The following is a 24,854-nucleotide window of genomic DNA, read 5'->3' on the forward strand; positions in this document are numbered from 1 at the left end:
GCTCATGCGGCTCCCCGCACCATGACGATTGACCGCCCTTTGGCCTTCCGCTTACGGCTACGGGGGGGGGCAGCGCCGCGGAGGCGCATCCGTTCACCATACGGTTCACCACAGCGGTCACAAGTCCTCGAACAAACCGCGGAGTTGGTGGCGGCTGCTGACACCCAGCTTCGGATACACGTTGTAGAGGTGGGAACTCACCGTACGAGGAGACAGTTTGAGCTGCTCGGCTATCTCCCGGTTGCGCAGGCCCCGCGCCGCCAGCCGTACGATCTCGCGCTGCTGGGCGCTCAGTTCCGCCAGTGGATCAGCCTTGGTGGGCGTGGTGGCCACGCCGCTGGCCCGCAGCTCCACGCGCGCCTCCTCGGCCAGGCCCGCCGCCCCGAGTCGGGTGAACGACTCCAGCGCCATGGTCAGGAGAGGGCGGGCGTCCAGGGGGCGCCGCCGCCTGCGCAGCCACTGCGCGTAGTGGAGCCTTGCCTGCGCCCGAGCCAGTGGCCACTCGTCGCCCGCCGGGTTGACCGTGGCGAGCCGGAAGTGGTGTTCGGCGTCCTTGGGGTCGCCGGCCAGCGCGTCGGCGTGGTGCAACAGCAGGGTCATCCGGGTCGTCGGCTCGGGCCCCATCGCTGTGCGCACCACCTCGACGATGCGCGCCGCCTCCTCCTGTCGGCCCGTCCGCTGGGCGGCCACCGCGAGATCGGCGACCGAACGGTGTGACAGGAAGTAGTGCAGAGGCGTGCCGTCCTCAGCGAACAGCAGCCGGAAGTGCCGGAACGCGCTGTCGAAATCGCCGGCCGCCGTGGCACCGGTACCGGCGGCCCGCAGCAGGCGTGCGTAGGTAGCGCGGTTCTCCTCCAGGCCGACCACTGTCCAGGAAGAGTCCGCGGGCAGGCCCGCGGGCTCCCCGCGCAGCGCGCTCAGGGTCACCCGCAGCGCTTCCACGTCGATCTGGTGGTGCCTCAGCTTCTGGACGGCGGCCAGCGTCGCGGTCTCCTCCAGATGCTCGTCGGCCTCCGACCACCGTCCGGTGTCGATCAACGCCGCGGCCATCGCCGTGAGCGTGGGCGCGGAAAAGCCGCTCATGGACCCGTACGCTCTCTGCGTGGCGTACGCCTGCCGGAACGACTCCACACTTAGATTGGATTCGTCGGCGAGCCAGGCGACCGAGCCGAGGCTGAGCAGCCGGGTTACGACGCCGGGCGGTGCTTCCGGCAGGCTCGGCCGCCGGCTGATCCCCCGCAACAAGTCGGCGGCCTTGGTCGGCTCGGCCCCGGCCAGGTTCGCGGCCCGCAGCGCGTCGGTCGCCTCGTCCGTGCTCAGCTCCGAATAGAGCGTGTCAGGGTCGCCGGCATCCATTCCATCGAGCAGGACCGTGATCGATCCTCTGACCTCGGCCAACCCGGACTGGAACGCGACGGCCTGGACAACCGAGGCCAGAGCGAGCACCGTCATGCCGTCCCCCGGGAGAACCGGCTCCAGCGCGCTCATCAGCACCTGAAATCCCTGCCGCTGGCGGCCGAACAAAGACAGAGCCATTCCGGCACCGACGGCCGCGACCCCCAGCAGGTTCCGGTCCTCGGTCAGCGCGGTGACCTTGTCATACAACTCGCGTACCCACGAAGGGTCTCCGGCGTACTGGGCGGCTCTCAGGGCCTTTGCATACCGGCGCGCCCGGTCGGCGGCCGCGGGGCTGCACTCGGCCGACCGCTCCAGCGCCTGTGCCGCCGCGAAGAAGCCACCGCGCCGCTCGGCGAGTTCAGCGGTGTCCTCCAGCGCCGCCGCCACGGACTCGTCCTGGCCAAGGCACGCGGCGGCAAAATGCCACGCCCGGCCGGCCGGATCAGCCGTGAGAACAGCCGCCAGATCCCGATGCGCCTGCTGACGGAGGTGGGCCGGGGCTCCGTGAAAGGAACCCACGCGTGCCAGCGGATGCCGGAAGACCACCCGCCCGTCCGCGACGGTCACGAGGCCGGCTTCCTCGGCCGGGGCCCAGGCTCCCAGATCCGCCCCCGCGCCGGCCGCGGCCATGATCGTGGCGAGGTCTTCGTACGCCGACGCCCCGGCGTACAGAAGGAGGCGCTGGGTCAGCTCCGGCAGGCCGCGCAGGCGGGCGGCGTACAACTGCTGAATGGGTTCCGTCTGCGGCAGTCCGCCACCGGGCAGTACGCCCGCCCCGCTCATTCCGGCCGCACGGCACAGTTCGATGATGGCCAGCGGGTTTCCCTCGGCCTGCCGCAACAGCTCGCTCCGCGTCCGGCCGCTGGGCGCGTGCGGCTGGGCGTCGACGAGTTCGGCCGCGGCCTGTTCGGTCAGCGGCTCCAACAGCAGGGTGTGCAGGTCCGCCGGAACCCCGTCGGGGGGCGTCTGCCCGCGTGCCGCCAGCAGCATCGGCACGCCCTGTGCCGTGATCCGGCGCATCACGAAGCTGAGCACGTCGAGCGAGTCCCGGTCGAAGTGCTGAACGTCGTCCACGGCCAGCAGGACGCGCTGCCGGTGGCAGACCCCGGTCAGCAGTGTCAGGACCGCCATACGCAGGGCCATGGGATCTGCCGGCCCCTCGGCCGGAGTGAGGCCGAACGCTGTCTCGAGTGCCGTGCGGAGATGGTCGGGCAGCGCGGTGATGTCGGGGAGAACGGGGAGGAGCAACAGGTGCAGGGACGCAAAGGACTGTCGCGACTCGGCCTCGATGCCCTGGGACACCAGGACCAGTGTTCCGCTGTCCCGCGCGTGAGCGACGGCGACCCCCAGCAGGCTCGACTTGCCCGTACCGGCCTCGCCCAGCAGGAGGAACGGCCGTTGTCCGCCACGCCCCTCCACCACGTCCACGACCTCAGCGAGCTCGGCCTGGCGGCCGACGAGCGGTACGCCGGGTACCGGGCGGTGCGTGGTGCTGAGTCCAACTCCCATGGTGACCCATCCTCAGGACGGCCGCCAAGGCGGGGTGACATCGTCAAACAGCTCGGGCACGATGGCCCCCTTTTTTCGCGAATTGCGAAGTCTCACGCCCGCATAACACGCGGTGCCCGACTGAGCATGTGACTTGAATTGACCGGAACTCACGGAGACCGCCCCTCGATCGTGCGACAACGCCGCAGGTAGTGACAGCGGCGGGGCAGCCTCCGAGGGTGATCGCCTGTGTTCAGTGTGCCGGTCCAGGCGCTCGGCATGGCGTTCCCGCTTCGGCCGGGTGCGACCGGCCGCGTTTTTGCGTAGATGGTCGGTGCGCCCATGCTTCCGCTGTCCGAGGTCGCAAGACATCTGTCAGATGACAGCGGCGGCGTCACAATCCGGCCAGGACGGGTCCTGCCGCGGTCGTCGGCATTCCGCCGCCCCCGCACGACCGAAGTCCCGCTACACTCCCGCCACCCAGCGAAAGGCCAGGTCAGGCAGCGAAATCCGGCTGGAGTACTAGTCCCGTTCTTCGCAGGTGAGGGTGGATGGGTCCAGGTACCGGGGTCTGGTCGGGTCGATGTTCAGGAGTTCGAGTAGTCGGGCTTGGATGCCTTGCGGTATCGGGACCTGTGGTGGGTCGGTGCTCGTGCCGGGGATGAGCTGGAGGCGGCCGAGTGCGGTGAAGATCAGTCGGCCGGTAGGGCGGGTGGTGCGGTTGTCGGTGTGGAAGCCGCGGATCTCCCGCTCGGATCCCAGTGCCTGGCGGACCTGCCGCTCGACCAGGCAGAAGATCAGCAGGGCCAGGCAGATCACGGTGACCAGGGCGGCGATGCGCCGGTTGTGCTTGAGGAACATCGGCGCGACGGCGAGCGGGCCTTTGAAGTCGCCGTAGCGGCGCTCGACGATCTGCTGGCCCTTGTAGCGGATCAGGACCTCGGCGGCATCTGCCTGGACTGGGTCGAGGTTGGTCAGCAGCGCGTACCAGCCGTCGGCGGCGGCCTCCGCGGCGAGGGCCTGCTGGTCGAAATCCCAGGTGACGCGTAGTCCTTGTGCATCCGTTCCTGGTCGGCCCTCTTCCGGTCCGCCAGGTAGAGCGCCCGCGCCTCCTCGATGACGAACAGCCGCTCGAGGTAGCGCTCCTCGGACACGAAGTGGCCCGGCTGCGTCAGCTGCGGCTGCACGTTGCCGGTGGCCTCGATCAGGCCGGTCGTGCCGTCCTCATAGATCACGTGATGCTTCGTCGTCTCCGCGACCGGCGGAGGTCTTCGAACATCGTTGGCATGGCAGGCTCCTACAGGCTGATCAGGATGGCGCGGAGCAGGACCTGGATCCGGTTGTACGTGGCGTTTCCGGAGCCGCGCTCGATGTTGATGGGCAGGTTGATCGTCGCCGCGGCCCCCGGCGTGAGAGCGGCCGAGTACCGGTAGAGCTTCGTCGTCTGCGTGTGGACGTCGTTCATCGCGGACGAGCCGGTGTTGCGCATGTAGTACATCTGGTCACCGTCATGCCCGTACGCGGCCCCGGCCCCGGCGGGCAGATTGAAGTCCACATCCACCTCCCGCTCCACCAGGACGACCGCACGCCGACAGGTGTCCGGGTTGGTGATGCTGAGGGAGAACGTTGCGGCCGTCGCCGAGTTGGCCGTCGGCACGCGCACGTTGTTGTAGTTGCGGGTCTCCGAGAGCTGGAAGTAGTTCAGCTGTCCGCGCGGCTCGGAGCGCAGCACACCGTTCGCGTCACACGCGACGATGCCGCCGGAGTCCTCCGGAGCGCAGGGGTAAGGCCACGTCCCGGTGTTGACCGTGACCGGAGCACTCCCCGACCCGTCACCGGTGAGACCGCAGCCGACACTGACCGTTGCCGCGCCGGTCGGCACGAACAGCCCGCCGTCGTCCGCGATGCTGAGCTTGTTCCCGGCCTGCTCGGACAGGTCCGCGGAGATCACGCCGGTGGCCTGGTCGAAGTCGATGCCGTCACCGGCCGACAGGCAGGCCCGTACGTCCTCACACGGGACTTCCGAGCTGATCACGTAGGGGTTCGCGGCTGATCCGCTCCCGCTGACCGTCACTCTGTCACCGGCGACGACGAAACAGTTGCACTGTCCGCCGCCGCATCCGCAGCGTGCCAAGGTCCCCACCGTCCTCGGGGGTTGTTCTTGGCCCGGCCCACAACCAGCGGCGTCCCGGCCGAGTCTACGGGCCCGGCCCGGACCCCCTTGCGGACACCTGGGGGCATTGCCCGGACAGCGAACCGGAAGGTGTCCGGGCGTCGCTGGCGTCGCTGGCGACGCTGGCGACGCTGGCGGCTTTGCACGCGAGAGCGGACAGCGTTTCGACAGCGGTCTGGGAGGCAGCCGAGGGCCAACCTCCGGTGCGCATGTTCACGCCTTACGGCAGCACCGGGGCTGCCGATCATTCGCAGCAGTTGCACCCGGGACGGCAGCCGCAGGCGTCGGCTCCAGCCGCTGGTATCGGCGCAGTTGCGGCAGGTGTCGCGCAACAGCCTTTGCCCTGCCAGGCGTCGCGGCCTTCCTTGACCGCGATGGCCGCGATGACGAGGGCGGCGATGGGATCGGCCCAGGACCAGCCGAGGGTGGCATTGAGGACCAGGCCGACCAGGAGGACGGCGGAGAGGTAGGTGCACAGCAGGGTCTGCTTGGAGTCGGCGACCGCACTGGCGGAGCCGAGTTCGCGGCCGGCCTTGCGCTGGGCGGCGGAGAGGAACGGCATCACGGCCAGGGACAGCGCGGCGATGACGATGCCGGGGATGGAACGTTCAGCCTCCCCGGTACCGGTCAGCGCCCGGACCGCGTCGACGCTCACATACGCGGCAAGCGCGAAGAAAGAGACGGCAATGATCCGCAGGGTGGTCTTCTCCCGTGCCTCACGCACGGCGTGCTCACGGGCGGAGAACTGCCAGGCCACCGCGGCGGCGGAGGACACCTCAATGACGGAATCCAGACCGAAGCCGATCAGCGCAGTGGAGGAGGCGAGCGTCCCGGCGGCGATCGCGACAACCGCCTCGATGACGTTGTAGGTAATGGTGGCCGCGACCAGCAGCCGTATCCGCTTCGCCAGCGCGTCGCGGCGGGCCGGGGACGGGCCGAGGCCGATGGAGATATCCGCGGTCATCAGCAGCAGCCCCTCGTCTCCGCGTCCGGGCAGGTCTTGTCCGCTTCGACGGCCACCACGGCGGTGCGCAGGTCGTCCAGCGCGTGCCCGAGGCGCTCGTCAGCCAGCTCGTAGCGGGTACGCCGACCGACCGGTACCGCGACGACCAGGCCGCAGTCGCGCAAGCACGCCAGGTGATTTGACAGCCGAGTCCGGGAAATCTCCAAGGCGTCGGCCAGGTCTGCGGGATGGGCCGGGGCCTCGCGCAAGGCTAGAAGGATCCGGCAGCGGATCGGGTCGGCGAGGGCGCGGCCAAACCGCGCCAGCACCTCTATGTCAGCAGCGAGAGTCAGCACACCAACGACAGTACACAAATTCCTGAATCCATAGAATCGTGAATCATTGCGAGTGTTGCTCCGGCCAGGCAGGCACCGTCGAGGCCGACACCGGTGCGGGCGAGGGCGCTGTCTCCTGGTCGGCCTCGGCTTCGGGAAGGGGCGCGGTCACGGCAGTCGTCTCGGCGAGGAGGCGGCCGACGCCTCGACCAGTGCCAGCCGGTGCACGACAGCACCACGGCGTCGGCCGTGCGCAGCGCGTCGGCTGGGAACTGCCGGATCAGCGTATGGACTTCGTCGCCCGTCACGCCGGGGTATCCGTCGGCCAGTTCCAGACTCGTGTGCGCGGCGACCTCGATCCTGCGCGCCGCAAGGGCCGCGGCCTCGTTGGCCGTCACCTCGCCGGGGTACGGCGTGGCGAGCACGACACGGGGAGTGCCCGGACAGCGCAGCCCCGCGAGCGGATCCTGCAGGCCGCCGCAGATCTGCTCGCCGAAGGCGGACGGGAGGCGGTGTCCACACGCGCGGTCAGTGCGGCCGCCGGGGTGCAGGCGCAGACGATCTACCGCCACTTCGGCGACATGCAGGGACTGCTCGACGAGGTGGCCCGGCGGGGATACGCCTCCTATCTGGCCGCCAAGCAGGCCCAGGACGAGGACGGCGATCCCGTGGCGCAGCTGCGGCGCGGATGGGACATGCACGTGGCGTTCGGCCTGGCCAATCCTGCGCTGTACCGGCTGCTGTACACCGAACCGCGACCCGGCCAGCAGTTCGCCGTCACCGGTGAGGCCCACGAGGTGCTACTGCGTATCGTCGAACGGGCGGCCAAGGCGGGCCGCCTGCGCATGAGCGTCGAGGCTGCCGCGGCGATGATCCACTCCTCGAGCATGGGAGTGACGCTCACCCTCATCGCCGCCCAGGCCGACGACCGCCTTTCCCACTATGAAGGCCTGGCGGACAACCTCCGCGAAGCGGTACTGGCCTCCGTACTCGCACCGGCCGAAAACCGGGTCGGCCAGCCGGACACCGGAGCGCGGCCCGCGCCCGTACACGCCGTCGCCCTGAAGTCCCTGATGCACGACGAGGTGCGCTCCCTGACCCCCGGCGAGCTTGCTCTCCTCGGCGAGCTGCTGGACCGCATCGCCTCCGAGGACGGACAGAGCCCCGGCTCCGGCGAGACCGAAGCCCGCCAGGACCCCGTGCGGCCGCGGTAGCCGGACCGCCGGGGAACCTTCAAGAAACCTCCGCTTTCTGAAGATCGCCCTGCGAGGCCGTGAAGCGGTGCGGTCGGCGAACGAAGCGGTCGGGATGGTCATGACGCTGTCTCCTCGGGCGGTGATTGCAAGGCGGTGTACAGCAGTCCGGCCTGATAGAGCGCCATCACCCGGTGGGCGATCGGGGTGGCGCTCTCCCGGGCTTCGGCCGGCTCGTGGTGCTCGACCTTGACGAGCCAGGCCGTGACGCAGTCGTGCAGCATCGCGCGCATCCGCTTGGTCGTGTCGACGACGATGTCGCGGATGGCCGGGTCCGGTTGTGGCCTCGCCCCAGGTCTGCACGCCGACCCGGGCCTCGGCGGGGTCGATCGCTGCGATCAGGCGGGCGAGCAGTTCGTCAGGGGCGGGCGGGAAGCGGTGGGCATCGACAGTGCAGCTGTGAGCGAAGGGCCGGCTAAGCGGTCTCGGGGAAGTGGGGTGCGTTCCCGCGCCCGCCGCGGAGCGGCTGATGTCACCGCGGTGCGGTGCATCGGCGTGCTGACGGATCGCCCTCGTACTGGACGTACTTGGGTGATGCGGCAGTGCGGCGAGGTGCCGTGCCGGGCGGCGTGGGGGCGTGCCTCACTTCCCCGAGGCCGCTTAGCGGCGTTCCTGTCGGGATCTGCCGCGAGCGGCGCGGCGCTTCATCGCACGACGCTCCTCCTCGCTCAAGCCACCCCACACGCCGGCATCCTGGCTGGAGTCGAGCGCCCACTGCCGACACTTCTCCCGCACGGGGCAGACACGGCACAGAGCCTTGGCTTCCTCCATCTGCAGCAGCGCCGGACCGGAATTGCCGATGGGAAAGAACAGCTCAGGGTCCCACTCACGGCATGCCGCCTTGAAACGCCAGTCCATGACGATCCTCTCTGTGACAAGCAATGGGGTCAGGAGATGGGCCGGTCGGCGGACGGGCCCGGCGCTCTCCCGGTTCGCCCGGTGGCGGCCCGGCCTCGAGCCCACGGTCATCGACGGAACTGAATCGGGCACCCCAGGGCCGTGTGCGCCCCGGCTGGTCACCCGACGTCCAGGACGAGGCGCGAAACGAGACGGTCGAGGTTGAGGTGACGGTGCTCCGTGCCAAGGGGCACGGCTTGGCACGTCCGCTTGAGGAAAGCGGCGATCATCCGGGCCGGGGCCTCCAGCACGGCGTACACATGGTGATGTTTCAGAGTGATCTGCACGGTGTCCACGCCGTCGTGGCGGGAGGGGGTGATCTCCACATCGCCGACGCCGACCGGCTCGAGCAGCCCGCCGATGAGCAGAGTGCGGGCGAAGACCCAGTCCATCGGGTAGTCGTCCACGTGGAAGGTGATGCGCACGGCGTAGGGGTCGGTGCTCTTGTAGCAGAGGTCTCCCGGGAACAGAACAGTCCTGTCGTCCGGGACGACGAGTCTCCACGGCACGGGTTCGGAGCTGATCACCACCGGTCCCCGTGGTGTATCCGTCCCCTCTCCCGATTGCGGAATCAGCTTGCGCCGGTCCTCTGGCTGATGGCCCACCGCCTGATCGCGCGGGCCGGTCGAATCCTGGCTCATTGGGTGTCCTCCCCTGCTCGAGCGGCCCCTGGTTGCGAGGAATAAGGCCCCTGCTTGCCGGACAGGACGGCCGACTTCTGTATGCCGGTCCGGGCCTACGCCGTGGATTGCGTATGCCGGAATTCCTCGCCGCCGTCGGCGTGATCAACCGATGTTTTCGGTCAGGTGGTCGATAGGTTCAGGTTTCCAGTGGTGGATGCGGCGAGACATCTGTCAGATGACAGCGACGGCGTCACAGATCGGATGGGATGACGTCCGGATCGCGGTTGAACGCCTCCCGGGCGATCTCCACCCGGCTGCGCATCCCGAGCTTGGCGAGGATGTGTGAGATGTGTGTCTGCGTGGTGCGCCGGGTCAGGAACATGCTCTGCGCGATTTCCGACGTGGATCGCCCTGCCGCAACCAGAAGAGCGATCTTGTGCTCGGTTGGGGTGAGAGCATCCCAGCCCCGCGTGGCCCGCTTGGCCCGCACCCCGCGCACTCCGCGGCGGATCCCGTACCGGCGCAGGGTCGCCTCGGCTCGGCGGATGTCCCACAGCGCGCCGAACTCACCGTAGAGGTCGAGTGCTTCACTCATGACCTGCTTGGTCTGCCCGGTGTCCCCGTGTTCGGCAAGCGTGACGGCCAGGTCCTCCAACGCCTCCGTCAGGTCCACCAGGACACCGGCGGCACGGTAGTGGTCCACTGCCGATCGCAGAAGCGCCGGATTCCCTTCGTACAACCCCGTGCACCAGTGGGCCGCCGCCGTGGCCCGACCCGGAGTCTGCTCCATGGCGGCCTCGCCCCGGCAGGCCTTGAGCGCGGCTGCGGCGGCCGCCTGGTCATCGACGGCCAGTGCCAGGCGCGTCAGCGTTGGGAGCCACTGGTGGATCAGTGTCATCTCGCCGGGCTGCCGTTCGAGGAAACCGCTCAGGAGTGACAGGGCCAGGTGCCGATCGCCGCCCTGTTCAGCAGCCAGCGCCTGTGCGAACACCAGGAAGTCGGTGTTCTCCCGGTCGGCGACCGTGACCGGCCGCTGACGAAGCCCGGCCCTCAGATGCTCGGCGGCCACGGCAGGCTCGTCCCGGCGGGCGGCGATGAGTGCGGCCAGGCCGTGTCCCAGCCACATGGGGCCGCGCTCGCGCAGCCCTCGGTAGGTGATCGCCGGGACGCTCTGGTCGGCCAGGTTGAGCTCCGCCAGCGTGTCATCCCACCGGCCCAGCCAGTACATGAGGACCGCAGCGGTGACGTTGGACCTGGCGTCCTCGTTCCGGTCGGAGTCGAGCAGGAACTGCCGCGCCTGACGAAGGGCCGCCTCGGCGTCCGACCACCGGCTCAGGTTTTGCAAGCTGAAGATGCGGGCATGCAGCGCGTACGCCCGCAGGTCCGCGTGTTCTCCGGAGGCGTACAGCGTCTCCAGCGCCCGGTCGGCGCATTCCAGCGCGGTCAGATGCTGCCGCCGTACAGAGTGGTTGAGCCACAGATCGGTGAGCGCGTACGCGATGGCGAACGTGTCCTCCATGGTCTCGCCGATCTCCAGCGCGCGGTGTGCGGTGATGTCCGCGTCGTCCAGCGCGCCCCATGCCGCGCGCTGGACCATGGCCAGGGAGGCGAGCATCCGGGCACGCCAGGCGTCGGGCAGGTCGGTCTGCTTCAACGCGTGCTCCAGCGCCATGACCGCTGCGTCGTTGTCCCCACCGCTCAACAGCGCGCGGGCCAGCATCCAGTGCATCTGGCCTCGGTCAGCAGGCTCGGTCGCTGCTGCGATGGCTTGCCGTGCCCGTACAGCCGCCTCCTCGTGCTGGCCCGCACCGACCAGAATGTGGGCGTGGGCCATGCTCAAGGTGGCGCGGTCACGGTCGTCGGCCACCCCATGGTTCAGCTCCCGACGCAGGAGTTCGGCCGCGATGCGCGGAGCCCGGACCGCAAGCAACGGCGCGGTGTCGGCGAGCCAGCGCCGCGCCCAGCGGTCGCCGGGGCGGCCGGCCGCCAGCAGTTGCTGCGCGATCCGTTGGGGCTCGACGCCGCCGAGGCCATCAAGCGTCTGCGCGGCGTCCCGGTGCAGCGCGACACGCAGCCCGGCCGGAATCCCGTCGTAGAGCGCCTGGCGGATCAGCGGGTGCCGGAAACCCATCCGTTGACCGGCATCGAGGAGAATCCCGGCCGCCACCGCCTCCTGGAGCTCCTCGGAGATCTCGATGGTGGACCGGCCCAGGAGCGCTGCCACCTCGGTGACCGCGAATTCTCCACCGAGCAACGCAGCCATCTGCAGTATCTGGACGGTGCCGCCCCGCACGAAGCTGAGCCGGTTGTCCAGCGCCGCGGCCAACGACCTCGGGATGGTGCTCGACGAAGTATCCCGCAGCTCGGCGCAGGCCCCGACCGTCAACGCGCCGTCACGCACCAGGGATTCGACCAGCTCCCGCACGTACAGCGGATTGCCGCTCGCCTGGGCGGCGAGCTCGACCAGCGCGGGGCCGGGCGGCGCACCGGCGAGGTCGGACAGCAGAGCGTGGACCGCGTCAGGGCCGAGTGGCCCCAATGAGATCGTCGTCGCGCCCTGTCCGTGCAGCGCTGCTTGCAGCTGCCGTATGCCCGACCCACGAGGCAAGGGGCGGAAGGACAGGACCAGCAGCAACGGCAGGTGCACTGCAGTCGAGGCCAGGAGCCGGCACACGTCCAGCGATGCCTCGTCCGACCACTGCAGATCGTCCAGCACCATCATGGTCGGCGCGTTCGCGCACTGGTCCTCGATCAGGGTGACGAGCACATCGGCGGCCTCGGCGTGTGCGGCCTGGCGCAGGAGGATGTCGGGGCTCAGGGCGCGCATGACGCGCGCGATTTCCGCGCGGCGGAGGTCGGGCGCTCCCGGCCTGATCTCAAGGCAGTCGAACAGCAGCCGCAGCGGCAGCGGGTGCGCGACCTGATCCGCCGTGCCACTCACTACCGCGCAGCCGGACGCCTTCCCGGCTGCGGCAGCCGCGGCGATCAGCGACGACTTGCCGATGCCGGGCTCCCCCTCGACGAGGACCACGCCGCCGATGCCGGCCAGCAGTTGCGCGGTGGCATCCTGCAGCACGGCCAGTTCGGCCTCGCGTCCAACGAAGTGGGCCGGAGGTCCTACAGGCACGGTCGAGCCCCCTGTCGCATCGGCGACATCCGGGGGCCCATGACTGCCATTCCATGCGCTTCTCGTCATTGGAAAGTAGACGTCCCGCCGTGCAACAAGGTGTCTCAAATTGAGCGGAGTGGTTAAAAAGTAGAGCACATCTAAGAAGAGATAACCATAGGAGGATGAGGTGGTGGCGATCAGCGGTGTTCCGTGGGGCACCGGAGTGCAGCGGATGCCGACGACCGCGACGGGGCCCGTACTGACCGGTCTGTGACGCCGCCGCTGTCATCTGACAGATGTCTCGCGGCCTCGACACCGGAAGCCTGGGCACACCGACGACGTGGCCGAAACGCGTCGGTTGGTCGCACCCTCGGAAGCGAGAACACCATGCCGAACGTGACCGGGCAGGCACGCCGCGTCTTCCCGGCCTCACCAAGCCGCCGAGTGCGACCTCCGTCCCAGGGCGGGCTACGCCGTGGCTTTCCGTCGTTGCCTCCCCCACGATGCCGCAGCGGACCCCGCGCCGTCCTCGGCGCAGGGACGGCGCGCAGCCGAGGCGGACCGCGGCCTGTGGAGCACGCTGACCGGTCCTATCAGGAATCTCCTGGTAAGGGGTTTCGCCCAGGACGATGCTCAGGGTAGAAGGGAGACTTCGGCTCCACGGACCATATCGGTGCGCCACCTGCGCTGGCTGTGTGTGCCGGCCGCCTGTCACACGTCCCGTCCGTCCGTCGCACACGCATCGACACGCACTTTCCTCCACAGCTCTTCACGTGTGTGCCACGCACATGAAGAGCGCGAGTCCGGGATCGTCGCACCTGTCGCGGCACGTCCGTTCGCCCCTCCCCAGCACAAAGGCGGTCATATGACCACCACCTCTCCCCGAGACGATCCCGCTGCGCACCCCGCGGCGCAGCTAACTTCGCCCCAGCGCAGAGCCCGCCCCTGGGTCGTCGCCGCAATGGCCCTGGCGCAACTCGGACTCTTCCTGGCCCTGCTCACCCCGGTCTTCTCCAGCCTGGCCATCAAGGTGCAGGACATCGTCCCCAGGGACGACCAGATCTCCGCGCTCGGCATGGTCAGCAGTCTCGGCGCACTGGCCGCGCTCCTCGCCAACCCCGTCTTCGGCCGGATCAGCGACCGGACGACCGGCCGGTTCGGTCGGCGTCGCCCCTGGCTGGTGACCGGCGCCCTCGGGCTGACCGTCGGCCTGGCCGTCATCGCGACGGCCCGGAGTCTGACGGTCGTCGCCATCGCCTGGTTCCTGAGCCAGATGTTCGCCAACGCCGCCCTGGCTGCGTTCACCGCGTCGGTTGCCGACCAGGTACCGGTCTTCCAGCGGGGCAAGGTCGCCGGCCTGATCGGCGTCATGCAGAACCTGGCCATCCTCGGCGCCGCCTACGCGGCGAAGGTCCTCGGCGCGGACGTACTGCTGCTGTTCATGGTGCCGGCGGCGGTCGGCCTCGCCCTGGTCGTGCTGTACGCGATCGCCCTACCCGACAAGCCGCTGCCGCAGCGTCCACGGTCCGACTGCAGCCTTCGCACAGTGCTCAGGACGTTCTGGGTGAACCCCCGCAAGCACCCGGACTTCGCCTGGGCCTTCGCCTCCCGCTTCATGATCATCCTTGCGATGTTCATGTTCACCACCTTCCGCCTGCTGTTCCTCCAGGATCAGCTGGGGCTGTCGGACCACCGGGCGGTGGCCGTCATGGCCACCGGCGTGCTCGTCTACACCCTGGTCCTGATGGTTGCGGGCCAGCTGGCAGGGTGGCTGTCCGACCGGTTGCGGCGCCGCAAAGCCTTTGTCTCGCTCTCCGCGCTGGTCTTCGGCATCGGCACGGGCTTGCTGATCACGACGGAGTCCGTCGCCGGCTTCTACGTCGCGGAAGCCGTCCTCGGCCTCGGTTTCGGTGTCTACGCGGGCGTGGACCTCGCCCTCGTCCTCGACGTCCTGCCCGATCCGGAGGACTCTGCGAAGGATCTGGGCATGTTCAACATCGCAAACGCAGCACCGCAGTCCGTCGCCCCCGCCTTCGGCGCGCTGCTGGTCAACGCCGTGGGCGGCCACGAGTACCATCTGCTACTTGGCGCCGCCGCCGTGGTCTGCTTGATCGGTGCCCTGGCCGTCATCCCCATCAAGAAGGTGCGCTGATCCCTGTCCGGAATCCGGTGTTCACTTAGCCTTGATCCACCGGGCAATGGCCGGTCCAGGGCTTGGACATGAAGACGCGGATGCCCTCTAAGAAGCTGTTGTCTTTCCGTACTTGATCGTCACGTTTTCGCTGCTCAGGCATAGTTTCATGGCCTCCGTGGCAGGCAGCACTCGTCATGTCGGTGCGGTCGTGGAGGTGCGGGATGCCGTCGGTGATCGGGTTGTTGGAGGAGCGGGAACGGGCGGCTGCTCAGCGGGTGGAGGTCCTGCGGGAGGAGGCGGACCGGGTTCTGGCCGCGTTGCGGGATGCCGAGTTGGACTGGGAGCGGTTCGTCATCTCCCGGGAGACCGTGGTGGAGGTACTTGCCGGCCCGGAGAACGCGGAGAAGGCGGACGCACCGGTGTCCGAGAATCCTGAGCCGTCGCCGTCGGTTGGGGGTGCGGTGCCGGGATCCGTGGTGCCCGCGTGGAGTGAAGGACTTGTGGTGTCGGTGCTGTCGCCGGAGTATCAGCGGATCATGGCGGTGGTGACTGCCTCGCCTGCGGCGTTGACCTGCAAGGAACTGGCTGCGGGGCTCGGGGTGGAGCCGGTGGCGGCGAAGCTGGAGGGGGTGCGGTCCAAGGCGAACCGCCTCGTTGCGCGGGCCTGGCTGGTCAAGGAGCCGTCGGGACGGTTCACGCTCGCCGCGGGCCTGCGAGGCGGCGGATCATGAGCATCGTCATCGACCACCGGATCATCGCCTCGCTGGAGTCGGGCCTGCGCTCGTAGTCGCGGGCCAGCCGGCGGGAGCGAAGCAGCCAGGCGAAAGACCGTTCCACGCACCAGCGGCGCGGGAGGACGACGAAGCCCTTGAGGTCGTCGGTGCGCCTGACCACGGTGACGACCAGGTGCAGGACGGCCAGGGCCCAGGTGATCAGGGTGCCGGTGTAGCCGCCGTCGGCCCACACCTTGGTGAGCGTGGGGAACCGCTCGGTCAGGGCGGGCAGCATGTCGGTGGCCGCCTGCCGGCCGGTGACGTCGCCCGCGGTGACGTGGATCATCAGCAGCAGGCCGAGGGTGTCGCAGATCAGGTGCCGGCGCCTGCCATTGATCTTCTTGCCTCCGTCGTAGCCGCGGCTGCCGGAGGCGACCACCGCGTCGGCCTTGACGGACTGCGAGTCGATGACCGCCGCAGTCGGCTCCGGGTCGCGGCCCGCGGCCTCGCGGACCTTTCCGCGCAGCCGGTCGTGGAACTCGGCAAGCAGCCCGCGCTCCCGCCAGCGGCGGAAGAAGGCGTAGACGCGGTCCCAGGGCGGGAAGTCGGCCGGCATCGCCCGCCACTTGATACCCCCGTCGACCACGTAGAACACGGCGTCCAGCATCACGCGGTGGCAGTAACCCTCCGGACGTCCGCCCCGGCCCTCCAGCCAGCCGGGCACCGGCAGCAGCGGCCGGATGCGCTGCCACTGATCGTCCGTCAGGTCCGTGTCGTAGGCCGGGACCCGGCCGGGCTGGTCGGCGGCGTTCCCGAACCGGTGCGCGAGACAATCGCACACCGGGCCCGCCGAGTTGAGCTCACCGGTCCCGACCGCGTACAACAGAGTCATCAGGGCCTCCTGGCGTGTTCGTTGTCTCAGCAACTCCGAACTGCACCAGAGGCCCTGTGTTCATGCGCGACCACGACGGAATCACCCAGCCCGACAGCAACTTTCGATCACACCGCACTCAAGATCGATAGAGCAACGGCTTCTAAGTTGGGATGATGGGACTTCCTACGGTTCCACATCCACAGAGCAAGAGAACACCCGCGAGATACAATCTTCCCATGCCGCTGCGACGGTGTCGGTCGCGTTCGATGACACGAATCTGGTCGCGCATGCCGGTCTGGTCCCGGTGATGCGGCTGGCCGAGCGGTGCGGGCTTGCCCGTCTGACGGCCCAGAAGGTGAAGCTGACCGGGGCGAAGAACAGCGCGGGCGCCTCGGCGCACGCCAAGGTGACGAGCATCGTGGCCGGCATGGCCGCAGGCGCGGACAGCATCGACAACCTCGACGTCCTGCGCCTCGGTGCCATGCCGGCTCTGTTCGGCGGGGTCCGTGCCCCCCCTCCACGCTGGGCACGTTCCTGCGCGCGTTCACGCACGGTCACGCACGGTCACGCACTCCAACTCCACGCCGTGCACCGCCAGTTCCTGGCCGCGCTGGCCGCGCATGCCCCGCTGCTGCCCGGATCCGGCCAGAAGGCGTTCATCGATGTCGACTCCACCCACAAACGTGTCTACGGCCGCACCAAGCAGGGCGCGCAGTACGGCCGGTTCAAGGGAATAGTCGAAACGCTGGGTCGTGGCCCGGTACTTCGGCGCGTTCCACCACTCCAGACGGGACCGCTGGGTGTTCGGCGACCGGGACACCGGCCGCTACCTGGTGAAGTTCTCCTGGACGAAGATCGTCCGGCATCGGCTGGTCAAAGGCAGGGCGTCTCCGGACGACCCGGCTCGTCCCGGCTGCGGCACTCTGCTGCTGCACGCCGATCAAGAGCCGCAAAGTCCCACCGAGTGGGAGCAGTGGCTCGCCGCCGTCCGCAAGGCGATCCGCCGCACGGCGCTCGCCACCGAGGACGGCCACCCGCCGGACGACACCGCACGCTGCCTCATGCACGCCCACTGCGCGCGACGGCGCATCGCCGCCCGCGCACCGGGACCACCAGTTCTGCCTGCCCGCGAGCCTTTGGGGCTTGCTTGAGCCGTGTGCCTGGAAAGCGGGCAAGCACGGTTCTGAGGGGGCCCCGGCGCAGTAATGCGCTGGGGCTACCCGACAACACCGCCGCCGATCACATCGCGACCGCCCAACTCGCCCTGGCCCAGTTGCCGAAGAAGTACCGGCGAGGACGACAAACGCTCATCCGCACGGACTCCGCCGGCGGCACCCACGGCTTCGTGTCCTGACTCGCGAAGCGAGGCCGATGGCTGTCCTACTCGGTCGGCATGATGATCACCGACGCCATTCACAAACACGTATGGAAGATCCCGGCATCCGCCTGGACACCGGCCATCGAGTCGGACGGCGAGGTCCGGGACGGTGCCTGGGTCGCCGAACTGACGGGTGACGTCCTCGACGGCTGGCCGAAGGGGATGCGGGTGATCGTTCGCAAGGAACGGCCGCACCCCGGTGCCCAGTTGAGGATCACCGACGCGGACGGCATGCGGATCACGTGCTTCGCCACGAACACCGCCGAACGTCCGATCGCCGAGCTGGAGCTGCGTCACCGGCTGCGGGCCCGGGCGGAGGACCGGATCCGGGCCGCGCGTTCGACCGGCCTGCGCAACCTTCCCGTGCACGACACCGCGCAGAACAGGGTCTGGCTGGAGATCGTCCAGATCGCTCTCGACCTGCTGGCCTGGATGTCCATGCTCGCCCTGACCGGCAAGGCCCGGCTCTGGGAACCCCGCCGGCTGCGGTTCCGCCTGTTCTCCGCGGCCGCCCAGCTCGTCGCCACCGCCCGGCGCAGGATCCTCCGCCTCGCCCGCCACTGGCCCTGGACGGATGAGATCACAGGCGCCCTCGAACGACTTGCGCTCCTGCCCGACCCAGGCTGACCAGCAGACCTCCCGTCCCGACGACAGCACCACCCGACCGGGCAGTGGAACCCGGTGCCCACCCGACGCACAGTCGGGCCACCAGCCTGCTCACCACCCGCTCCAGAACGCGAAAAGGCCCGCCGACTCCGTCGACGGACCCTCACGCAAGATCGAGGTTAGGCGAGATCAGCTTGTTGTCGTAGAAGCAGCTGCTGATCATGTTGCCGATCTCCGGCGTCATCCGGTACTGCTCGCGCAACAGGTTCTTCGGTCGCCGGGACGGGCATGGGAGGCGCGATGGACCTCGCGGCGAGCGAGGCGACCACCCTCGAGAAGACTCCGGGAGGTGTTCCTGGGCCACGAGGACGAGGGCCTTGGAACGTGCAGGTCGAACAGGGTTCCCGGCGGTGGTGGCGGCCCCGCGCCGACTGGCCCGGGACTACGAGACGTTGCCGACCAGCAGCGAGGCCACGATCCGGTGGTCGATGGTCACGCGGATGAGGCGGCGTCTGGCACGGCCACGGGCCGCCAACCGACGCTGGACATCCGACGTCTACTGCACGAACCACCCGTGCTCCGCCAGACGCCTGGCCTTCGAGCGCACCCCCTCGGCCTTCACCCACGTCGTCTCCAGGCCCAGCCGAATCGCGATCTCCCTGGCCTTCAGCAGTCCTTGAACCGGCGTGGATCACTCCTCGAGTTCAACCCCGACCGGCAAGGTGCTACGCCGCGTGCTGGGTTCAGGAGCACTCGACGTCCCATGCCCAAGAGGCCCATTCCTGAGTCCGCCAACCGACGGAATGGTTTCGACCGCGTCGGTGCGGGCTCGCTCGACGTCCTTGGTGTGAGGAACACGCCCGGGCCGGCTTGGCGACAGGACAGGATGGCTTGGAACCAAGGATTCGGGCGCCTGGACGACCTCGGGTTTGGGGCTGAAGTGTCCCGGACTGCGATATCGCCAGGCACTGTCTGAGCCAGCGAGCCACGAGCGAGCCAATGATCTTGATGGGCACAAGAAAGCCCCCGATCGCTCGGGGGCTTCTCTGTTTATGCAGGTCAGGCAACTTCCGTTGCTGCCTGCCTTGGTAGGCCCTGTGGGACTCGAACCCACAACCAATGGATTAAAAGTCCACTGCTCTGCCAATTGAGCTAAGGGCCCAGGCGATGTTGCCAACCCGAGCATAGCTGCCCGCGCCCGTGTCTCCGATCGGGTATCGGTGAGATGGGCGCGCCGCATGCACGCGATGGGCCGTGCTGGGGCCGGAGCAGGGACGTCATGGGGCCGGGGCAGGGCCATGACACCACCGCGCCGAAGCCTTGCCGACGCCAGGACAGCCCCGCCCCCCAACCGACCCCGTCAGGGATCAACCGGCTCAGGCGCCCCCGCCCGAGCAGCCTCCCGTGCCCGCGTCCGCTCGTGCTCCGGGTTGAGGAACCAGTGCCGGGCCGAGACCAGCCACCAGGTCGCCGCGAAGCCCAGGACGACCAGGACGGCGACCGGGGCGTAGTTGAAGGTCTCCCAGGTGACCGGGGAGACCTGCGGCAGCATGAACAGGACCGTGATCACGCCCACCCACACCACCGACACCACACCCACGGCCCGCGACCAGCGCCCCAGGTGCCACGGGCCCCGCTCGAACGCCTCGCCCTTGCCCAGCCGCAGCAGGGTGGGGATGACGTACGCGATGTACAGGCCGATCACCGCGATGGAGGTCACCGCCGCGTACGCCGTGACGTTGATCAGGTAGGGCAGGCCGAGGAGCAGCGCCGCGCCGGCCGCCAGCCATACCGCGGCCACCGGTGTCCGGGTGCGCGGGCTCACCGTGTGCCACACCCGCGAATACGGGAGCGCGCCGTCTCGCGAGAACGCGTAGATCATGCGGCTGTTGGCGGTCACCGAGGCCATCCCGCAGAACAGCTGGGCGCCGATGACGACCAACAGCAGCAGCTTGCCCGCGGTCGCGCCGAGGGCGTCCAGCAGGATCTGGGCCGGGGGCGCCCCCGTGGGGGACCCGAGGGCACCGTCGTACGACTGGATCGCGTAGGTGAAGCCCAGCAGCAGAACGAATCCGGCTATCCAGGACGTCCAGATGGAGCGGACGATTCCCTTCGGGCCGGCCGTCGACGCGTCGTGTGTCTCCTCCGTCATGTGGGCCGAGGCGTCGTAACCGGTGAAGGTGTACTGCGCCATCAGCAGGCCGAGCAGCACGACGTACACCCCGCTCCCCCAGCCCGTGTTGTTCACGAACTCGCCGAACACGAAGGACGTCGACTGGTGGTGGTCGGGGACGAAGGTCAGGGCACCTACGATCACCACCACGCCCAGCACGTGCCACCACACGCTGACGCTGTTAAGCAGTCCGACGATCCGGACGCCGAAGGTGTTCAGCAGGCCGTGCAGTACGAGGATGCCCGCGAAGAGCAGGACCGTACGGCCGGGTGTCACCTCGAAGTCGAACTGGAGGTTCAGGTACGCGCCGAGGAACGACGCCGCGCCGAAGTCGATGCCCGCCGTCACCGCCACCTGTCCCAGCACGTTGAACCAGCCGGTGAACCAGGCCCAGGCGGCCGCGGTCCGGGGCGGGGCCAGGCGGTGGGCCCAGAAGTAGAGGCCCGCGGACGTCGGGTACGCCGAGCAGATCTCGGCCATGGACAGACCCACGAACAGGGTCATCAGGCCGACGGCCACCCAGCCCCAGGTGATCACCGCCGGGCCGCCCGTGTTCATGCCGAACAGATACAGCGTCAGGCAGCCCGACAGGACCGAGATGATCGTGAAGGAGACCGCGTAGTTGGAGAACGCCGACATGCGGCGGGCGAGAACCTGCGTGTAGCCGAGCTGGGCCAGCCGCTCTTCGTCGGAGAGCGGCTGGGCCGGCCGCTCTCCGACAGGGATCTTTCCGTCCGCCAGCCCACTCGCTATGGCGTCATCTGTCATGCCCCCAGCGATGCCCACACCGAGGCCGTGACACACGTCACGATTTGGCTAGAAAACGCCCTTGTAGCCCTGCCAGCCGCTCGCGATCTTCGTACGACCGCCGAACGACCCGTTGCCGTCACCGTTGTTGCGGTAGAGGTTCCCGCTGGTGTCCCGGGAGACCAGATCCGCCCTGCTTACAGTCATTTCACTATTCATGCGATACGACAAAACGCCGTGGCCCCCGGAGTTCCGGGGGCCACGGCGCTCACCGCTCAGAGGCGCTCACCTCTGAGAGGCGTCGTCCTCAGCCGTTGCGCTTCCAGCGCGGCTTGTCGTCACGGCGGCCGAAGGAGCCGGTGCTCGTGCCGGTGCCGGTGGTGCCACGGTGGTCGTCACGACGGCCGTACGGACGGTCGTTGCCGCCGCTGCGGAAGCCGGGGCGGTCACCCTGACGGTCACGGTTGAACGGACGGTCGCTGCCACGGTGCCCGCCGCGCTCGTCCCGACGCTCGAAGGAACGGCCCGGACGGTCGTCGCGACGCTCGAAGGGACGGGCCGGACGGTCGTCACGGCGCTCGAAGGAACGGCCGCCACGGTCACCGCCACGGTCGTCACGACGCTCGAACGAACGGCCACCGCGGTCACCGCCACGGTCCCCGCGGTCGTTGCGGTCGGTACGGTCGTCCCGGCGGAAGCCGCCCCGGTCGTTGTCCCGACGCTCGTCCCGGCGGAAGCCACCGCGGTTGTCGTCGCGACGCTCGAAGGAGCGGCCGCCACGGTCACCGCCACGATCGTCACGGCGCTCGAAGGAACGGCCACCGCGGTCACCGCCACGGTCCCCGCGGTCGTCCCGACGGAAGCCGCCCCGGTCGTTGTCCCGGCGGAAGCCGCCGCGGTTGTCGTCACGACGCTCGAAGGAACGGCCGCCACGGTCACCGCCACGGTCGTCGCGCCGCTCGAACGAACGCTCCGCCCTGTCCGTCCTGTCGATGTCTCGCGCCGCCGGCTGCTCGGGCACGGACACCTCGGCGGCCTCGGCCGCCTGCGCGACCGCCGCCTGCGCCTCGGCCACCGCGGCCTCCGGGTCCTCACCGCGCTCGCGGGCGACCCGGGCCACCAGACGCTCGGCCTCCTCGCGCAGCTCGGTCGCACGACGCTGCGCCCGCTCCAACTGCTTGGTGAGCTGGGCGACCTCACGCTCGGCCTGCTGCGCCACGTTGCCCGCGGACTCGGCCTGCACCTCGGTCATCGACCGGGCGCCGGTGATCTCGGCGACCGCCGGTTCGAAAGCCGTACCGGAGTTGATGATGTGACGCCCGGCGTCGACACCCGCGTCCTCCATCAGACGGAAGATCTGACGACGCTGATGCGGCAGCGAGAGGGACACCACCGTGCCCGTACGACCGGCACGGGCCGTACGACCCGCACGGTGCAGGTAGTCCTTGTGGTCGCCGGCCGGGTCCACGTTCAGGACCAGGTCGATGCCGTCGACGTGGATACCGCGCGCGGCGACATCGGTGGCGACCAGGCAGTTGACGTAGCCGTCCTTGAAGTCGGCCAGCGTCCGGGTCCGGGAGCCCTGCGTCATGCCGCCGTGCAGCGCGTCGGCCTTCACACCGGCGTCACGCAGCTGCTCGGCGATACGGTCGGCGCCCAGCTGGGTGCGGACGAAGATGATGGTGCGGCCCTTGCGGGAGGCGATGGCCGCGGTGACCGGCGCCTTGTCCTTGGGCTTCACGATCAGGATGTGGTGCGACATGGTCGTGACGTTGCCCTGGGCGCTGTCGACCTCGTGCGTGACCGGGTCGGTCAGGTAACGCTTGACCAGCGTGGAGATCTCGTTCTCCATCGTGGCCGAGAAGAGCATCCGCTGACCGCCCGCCGGGATCTGGTCGAGCAGCTCGGTGACCTCGGGCAGGAAGCCCAGGTCCGACATCTGGTCGGCCTCGTCGATGACGGCGATCTGCGTGTTCTCCAGGGAACACGCGCCACGATTGATGATGTCGCGCAGTCGGCCCGGGGTGGCGACGAGGACGTCGACACCGCGCTCCAGGGCGTAGATCTGGTTGCCCATCGACGTACCGCCGCAGACGACCTTCATCTTGAGACCGAGGACGTCGCCGTAGGGCTGCAGCGCGTCGGCGACCTGCATGGCGAGCTCACGGGTCGGCGTGAGGATGACGGCGCGCGGCTTGTGCTTCTCGGTGCGGCCGCCGGCCAGCGTGGCCAGGGTCGGCAGACCGAAGGCGAGCGTCTTGCCGGAGCCGGTGCGGCCACGGCCCAGGATGTCCTTGCCGGCCAGGGCGTCCGGGATGGTCGCGGCCTGGATCGGGAAGGGGGTGGTCACGCCGTTCTGGGCGAGCTTGCGCACGACGCCCTCGGGGAGACCGAGGTCCGCGAAGGTGACCTCGGGAACGTCCGCCGTGCCCTCGGTGCCCTCAGGGCCCTCGTTCTCGGGCAGGACGACGTGATCAGTGGTGGAAATGGACATGCGTATGCGAAACCTTCCGGAGTCTCGTCGGCACGCGCCCGTCAACTCCGTGTTTCGCAATACGACCGCCTCTATGCGGTCAGCCACGGCAAGGGAGAGAACGCGCCACACGGCGCGCTCTGCGTTGGCGCCGGGCAATGGGATCAAACGATCTACCACCATACGCACCCCCGGCCCCCCGTGGCAAACCGAGCCGCATTGACCTGGGTCACACAGCCGTTGGCGCGGGTCACACAGCCTCTGGGGTGGGGCACAAGCCATTGACGTGGTTCACACCACCGGTGACCCCGCCTCAGGTGCCGGTTCCCGCTGGGCCAGTTGCGGCCCCGGGGGCTCGTGCGCCGACGAGGAGGGCTCGGCGACCGTGGGATCGGGGGTCGGCGACGCCGGCGGCGGGGGCGGCGTCGGATCGGGCTCGACCGTCCGTGTGGGCGTCGGCTCCACCCGGGGCGGCGTCGGCGCGCCCGGCCCGTCCGGCTTCCCCCCGCCGTTCCCCGTGCCGTTCCCGTTCCCGTGCTCGTTCCCGGGCCTGCCGCCCGCCGAAGCCGACCGGCTGGCCTCCGCCGACGCCGAGGCCGACGGCTCCATCGACTCCCCCTTGCCTTTCCGGGGCCTGCCCGGCCCGTGTTTTCCGTCACGGGCCGCCACCTCCGCCCGCGCGTCACCGCCCGACACCGCCGCCCCGCCGTCGGGCGCCTCGCCACCTCGCGAGGCGGCCGAATGCGACGGCTTCGCGCTCCCGCTGCCGTCGTCGCCCACGCTCATGCAACCGGCGGCAGCGGCGACGGCCATGACCGTGGCGACCAGACGGACGGATACGTACAAGGGGCGCACGAGCAGCCACCTCCGGTGGAGGGTGAAGGAGTCAACCTCTTCAACTCCCGCCCCCCACAAGAGGACACGCGACCCGTATCAGCGCGACCCCGGCGGCACCTCACCCCCCGCACGGGCGAGACGGCCCGTACGCGCCGCCGTTCCCCCCGGGATCGGATGGGCGGCCTCCGCGCCCCTCCGATCACGCCCCCCGTCGTTGACAATGGCCCTGTGCTGGAAATGACTCGTGACGCGTTCGAAGAGCTGGTGAGTGAGGCCCTGGACCAGATCCCGCCTGAGCTGACGCGGGTCATGGACAACGTGGCGGTGTTCGTGGAGGACGAACCGGCCACCGACGACCCGGAGCTGCTGGGCCTCTACGAGGGGACCCCCCTCACGGAGCGCGGGGAGTGGTACGCCGGAGTCCTTCCGGACCGCATCACGATCTACATGGGCCCCACCCTGCGCTACTGCAAAACGCCGGAGGACGTGGTCCACGAAGTGGCCGTCACCGTCATCCACGAGGTGGCGCACCACTTCGGCATCGAGGACGCGCGGCTCCACGAACTGGGCTGGGGATGACCTCCTCGTACTCCGGAGTACCCCGGACACTTCCCGCCTTGCCCTGACCAGGGCGAAGACAGGCACTCCGGGGTTGTCACCCGACGTACTGAAGATCAGTAAAAAGGTACACGACGGGGTA

At 69.3% G+C, this 24,854-nt stretch carries 23 protein-coding genes, 1 tRNA gene and 1 pseudogene; 7 read left to right on the top strand and 18 right to left on the bottom strand.

Annotated features, from left to right (window positions below):
* Nucleotides 1-117: 117 nt before the first annotated feature.
* The 6 genes from ACIBK3_RS42565 to ACIBK3_RS42590 all read right to left on the bottom strand — a co-directional run bounded on the left by ACIBK3_RS42565 (nt 118) and on the right by ACIBK3_RS42590 (nt 6,358).
* Entirely contained in the window at nt 118-2,907 is a 2,790-nt protein-coding gene (locus ACIBK3_RS42565) for an AAA family ATPase (RefSeq protein ID WP_399373669.1), read from the bottom strand.
* Nucleotides 2,908-3,408: 501 nt separating this feature from the next.
* Nucleotides 3,409-3,747 carry a hypothetical protein gene (locus tag ACIBK3_RS42570; protein ID WP_399373671.1) on the bottom strand — a complete coding sequence of 113 codons (339 nt, stop codon included), beginning with the start codon at nt 3,745-3,747 and terminating at the stop codon, nt 3,409-3,411.
* Between the two features lie 113 nt (nt 3,748-3,860).
* Nucleotides 3,861-4,121: a hypothetical protein gene (locus ACIBK3_RS42575; protein ID WP_399373672.1), complete on the bottom strand. Its 261-nt coding sequence runs from the start codon at nt 4,119-4,121 to the stop codon at nt 3,861-3,863.
* 62 nt (nt 4,122-4,183) lie between these two features.
* Complete coding sequence (locus ACIBK3_RS42580; protein ID WP_399373673.1) at nt 4,184-4,921, bottom strand: hypothetical protein; 738 nt, start codon at nt 4,919-4,921, stop codon at nt 4,184-4,186.
* Between the two features lie 382 nt (nt 4,922-5,303).
* Nucleotides 5,304-6,023, bottom strand: coding sequence for a cation transporter (locus ACIBK3_RS42585; RefSeq protein ID WP_399373675.1), 720 nt, complete (start codon nt 6,021-6,023; stop codon nt 5,304-5,306).
* Nucleotides 6,023-6,358, bottom strand: coding sequence for an ArsR/SmtB family transcription factor (locus tag ACIBK3_RS42590; RefSeq protein ID WP_399373677.1), 336 nt, complete (start codon nt 6,356-6,358; stop codon nt 6,023-6,025). The genes ACIBK3_RS42585 and ACIBK3_RS42590 overlap by 1 nt, the downstream gene beginning before the upstream one ends.
* Nucleotides 6,359-6,624: 266 nt before the next feature.
* Between ACIBK3_RS42590 and ACIBK3_RS42595 the strand changes: the two genes are divergently transcribed.
* Nucleotides 6,625-7,551 carry a TetR/AcrR family transcriptional regulator gene (locus tag ACIBK3_RS42595; RefSeq protein ID WP_399373680.1) on the top strand — a complete coding sequence of 309 codons (927 nt, stop codon included), beginning with the start codon at nt 6,625-6,627 and terminating at the stop codon, nt 7,549-7,551.
* 98 nt (nt 7,552-7,649) lie between these two features.
* Here ACIBK3_RS42595 and ACIBK3_RS42600 read toward each other — a convergent pair whose 3' ends face one another.
* The 4 genes from ACIBK3_RS42600 to ACIBK3_RS42615 all read right to left on the bottom strand — a co-directional run bounded on the left by ACIBK3_RS42600 (nt 7,650) and on the right by ACIBK3_RS42615 (nt 12,438).
* A complete protein-coding gene (locus ACIBK3_RS42600) occupies nt 7,650-7,823 on the bottom strand; it encodes a hypothetical protein (protein WP_399373681.1) in 174 nt (57 codons plus the stop codon).
* A gap of 367 nt (nt 7,824-8,190) precedes the next feature.
* Nucleotides 8,191-8,448 (bottom strand): WhiB family transcriptional regulator, encoded by a 258-nt coding sequence (locus ACIBK3_RS42605; protein WP_399373683.1) that lies wholly within the window; start codon nt 8,446-8,448, stop codon nt 8,191-8,193.
* A 158-nt stretch (nt 8,449-8,606) separates the two neighbouring features.
* Nucleotides 8,607-9,014 (bottom strand): SsgA family sporulation/cell division regulator, encoded by a 408-nt coding sequence (locus tag ACIBK3_RS42610; RefSeq protein ID WP_399373685.1) that lies wholly within the window; start codon nt 9,012-9,014, stop codon nt 8,607-8,609.
* Nucleotides 9,015-9,360: 346 nt separating this feature from the next.
* Nucleotides 9,361-12,438, bottom strand: coding sequence for an ATP-binding protein (locus ACIBK3_RS42615; protein ID WP_399373687.1), 3,078 nt, complete (start codon nt 12,436-12,438; stop codon nt 9,361-9,363).
* Nucleotides 12,439-13,180: 742 nt separating this feature from the next.
* On the opposite strand from ACIBK3_RS42615, the gene ACIBK3_RS42620 reads away from it, so the two are divergent.
* A complete protein-coding gene (locus tag ACIBK3_RS42620; protein ID WP_399373688.1) occupies nt 13,181-14,371 on the top strand; it encodes an MFS transporter in 1,191 nt (396 codons plus the stop codon).
* 203 nt (nt 14,372-14,574) lie between these two features.
* Nucleotides 14,575-15,084 (top strand): hypothetical protein, encoded by a 510-nt coding sequence (locus ACIBK3_RS42625; protein ID WP_399373689.1) that lies wholly within the window; start codon nt 14,575-14,577, stop codon nt 15,082-15,084.
* Here ACIBK3_RS42625 and ACIBK3_RS42630 read toward each other — a convergent pair.
* Both ACIBK3_RS42630 and ACIBK3_RS42635 read right to left on the bottom strand, forming a co-directional pair.
* Nucleotides 15,047-15,958 carry an IS5 family transposase gene (locus tag ACIBK3_RS42630; RefSeq protein WP_399373691.1) on the bottom strand — a complete coding sequence of 304 codons (912 nt, stop codon included), beginning with the start codon at nt 15,956-15,958 and terminating at the stop codon, nt 15,047-15,049. The two genes, ACIBK3_RS42625 and ACIBK3_RS42630, sit on opposite strands and share 38 nt — an antisense overlap.
* Before the next feature lie 526 nt (nt 15,959-16,484).
* Nucleotides 16,485-16,760, bottom strand: coding sequence for a hypothetical protein (locus tag ACIBK3_RS42635; RefSeq protein ID WP_399373692.1), 276 nt, complete (start codon nt 16,758-16,760; stop codon nt 16,485-16,487).
* On the opposite strand from ACIBK3_RS42635, the gene ACIBK3_RS42640 reads away from it, so the two are divergent.
* Nucleotides 16,741-17,091, top strand: coding sequence for a hypothetical protein (locus ACIBK3_RS42640; protein ID WP_399373693.1), 351 nt, complete (start codon nt 16,741-16,743; stop codon nt 17,089-17,091). The two genes, ACIBK3_RS42635 and ACIBK3_RS42640, sit on opposite strands and share 20 nt — an antisense overlap.
* 71 nt (nt 17,092-17,162) lie before the next feature.
* Nucleotides 17,163-17,945, top strand: a pseudogene (locus tag ACIBK3_RS42645) (transposase); the annotation flags it as partial.
* A gap of 142 nt (nt 17,946-18,087) precedes the next feature.
* On the opposite strand, the gene ACIBK3_RS42650 reads toward ACIBK3_RS42645, so the two are convergent.
* The gene (locus tag ACIBK3_RS42650; RefSeq protein ID WP_399373695.1) at nt 18,088-18,186 is read right to left on the bottom strand and encodes a hypothetical protein; all 99 of its coding nucleotides are present in this window, start codon (nt 18,184-18,186) and stop codon (nt 18,088-18,090) included.
* Between the two features lie 115 nt (nt 18,187-18,301).
* Between ACIBK3_RS42650 and ACIBK3_RS42655 the strand changes: the two genes are divergently transcribed.
* Nucleotides 18,302-18,604, top strand: a complete 303-nt coding sequence (locus ACIBK3_RS42655) for a hypothetical protein (RefSeq protein ID WP_399373697.1) — start codon at nt 18,302-18,304, stop codon at nt 18,602-18,604.
* A 406-nt stretch (nt 18,605-19,010) separates the two neighbouring features.
* Here the strand turns inward: ACIBK3_RS42655 and ACIBK3_RS42660 are convergent.
* From ACIBK3_RS42660 to ACIBK3_RS42680, 5 genes are all read right to left on the bottom strand, one after another.
* Nucleotides 19,011-19,086: transfer RNA gene (locus ACIBK3_RS42660), tRNA-Lys, on the bottom strand.
* Between the two features lie 198 nt (nt 19,087-19,284).
* The gene (locus ACIBK3_RS42665; protein WP_399373698.1) at nt 19,285-20,865 is read right to left on the bottom strand and encodes an amino acid permease; all 1,581 of its coding nucleotides are present in this window, start codon (nt 20,863-20,865) and stop codon (nt 19,285-19,287) included.
* Between the two features lie 48 nt (nt 20,866-20,913).
* Nucleotides 20,914-21,051, bottom strand: a complete 138-nt coding sequence (locus ACIBK3_RS42670) for a hypothetical protein (protein ID WP_399373699.1) — start codon at nt 21,049-21,051, stop codon at nt 20,914-20,916.
* A gap of 100 nt (nt 21,052-21,151) precedes the next feature.
* Nucleotides 21,152-23,338 (bottom strand): DEAD/DEAH box helicase, encoded by a 2,187-nt coding sequence (locus ACIBK3_RS42675; protein ID WP_399373700.1) that lies wholly within the window; start codon nt 23,336-23,338, stop codon nt 21,152-21,154.
* 270 nt (nt 23,339-23,608) lie between these two features.
* Entirely contained in the window at nt 23,609-24,172 is a 564-nt protein-coding gene (locus ACIBK3_RS42680) for a hypothetical protein (RefSeq protein WP_399373701.1), read from the bottom strand.
* Between the two features lie 210 nt (nt 24,173-24,382).
* On the opposite strand from ACIBK3_RS42680, the gene ACIBK3_RS42685 reads away from it, so the two are divergent.
* On the top strand, nt 24,383-24,733 hold the full coding sequence (locus ACIBK3_RS42685) for a metallopeptidase family protein (protein ID WP_399373704.1): 351 nt from the start codon (nt 24,383-24,385) through the stop codon (nt 24,731-24,733).
* Nucleotides 24,734-24,854: the final 121 nt, after the last annotated feature.

The sequence above is a fragment of the Streptomyces sp. NPDC050287 genome, assembly GCF_044459385.1.
Taxonomy (GTDB): domain Bacteria; phylum Actinomycetota; class Actinomycetes; order Streptomycetales; family Streptomycetaceae; genus Streptomyces.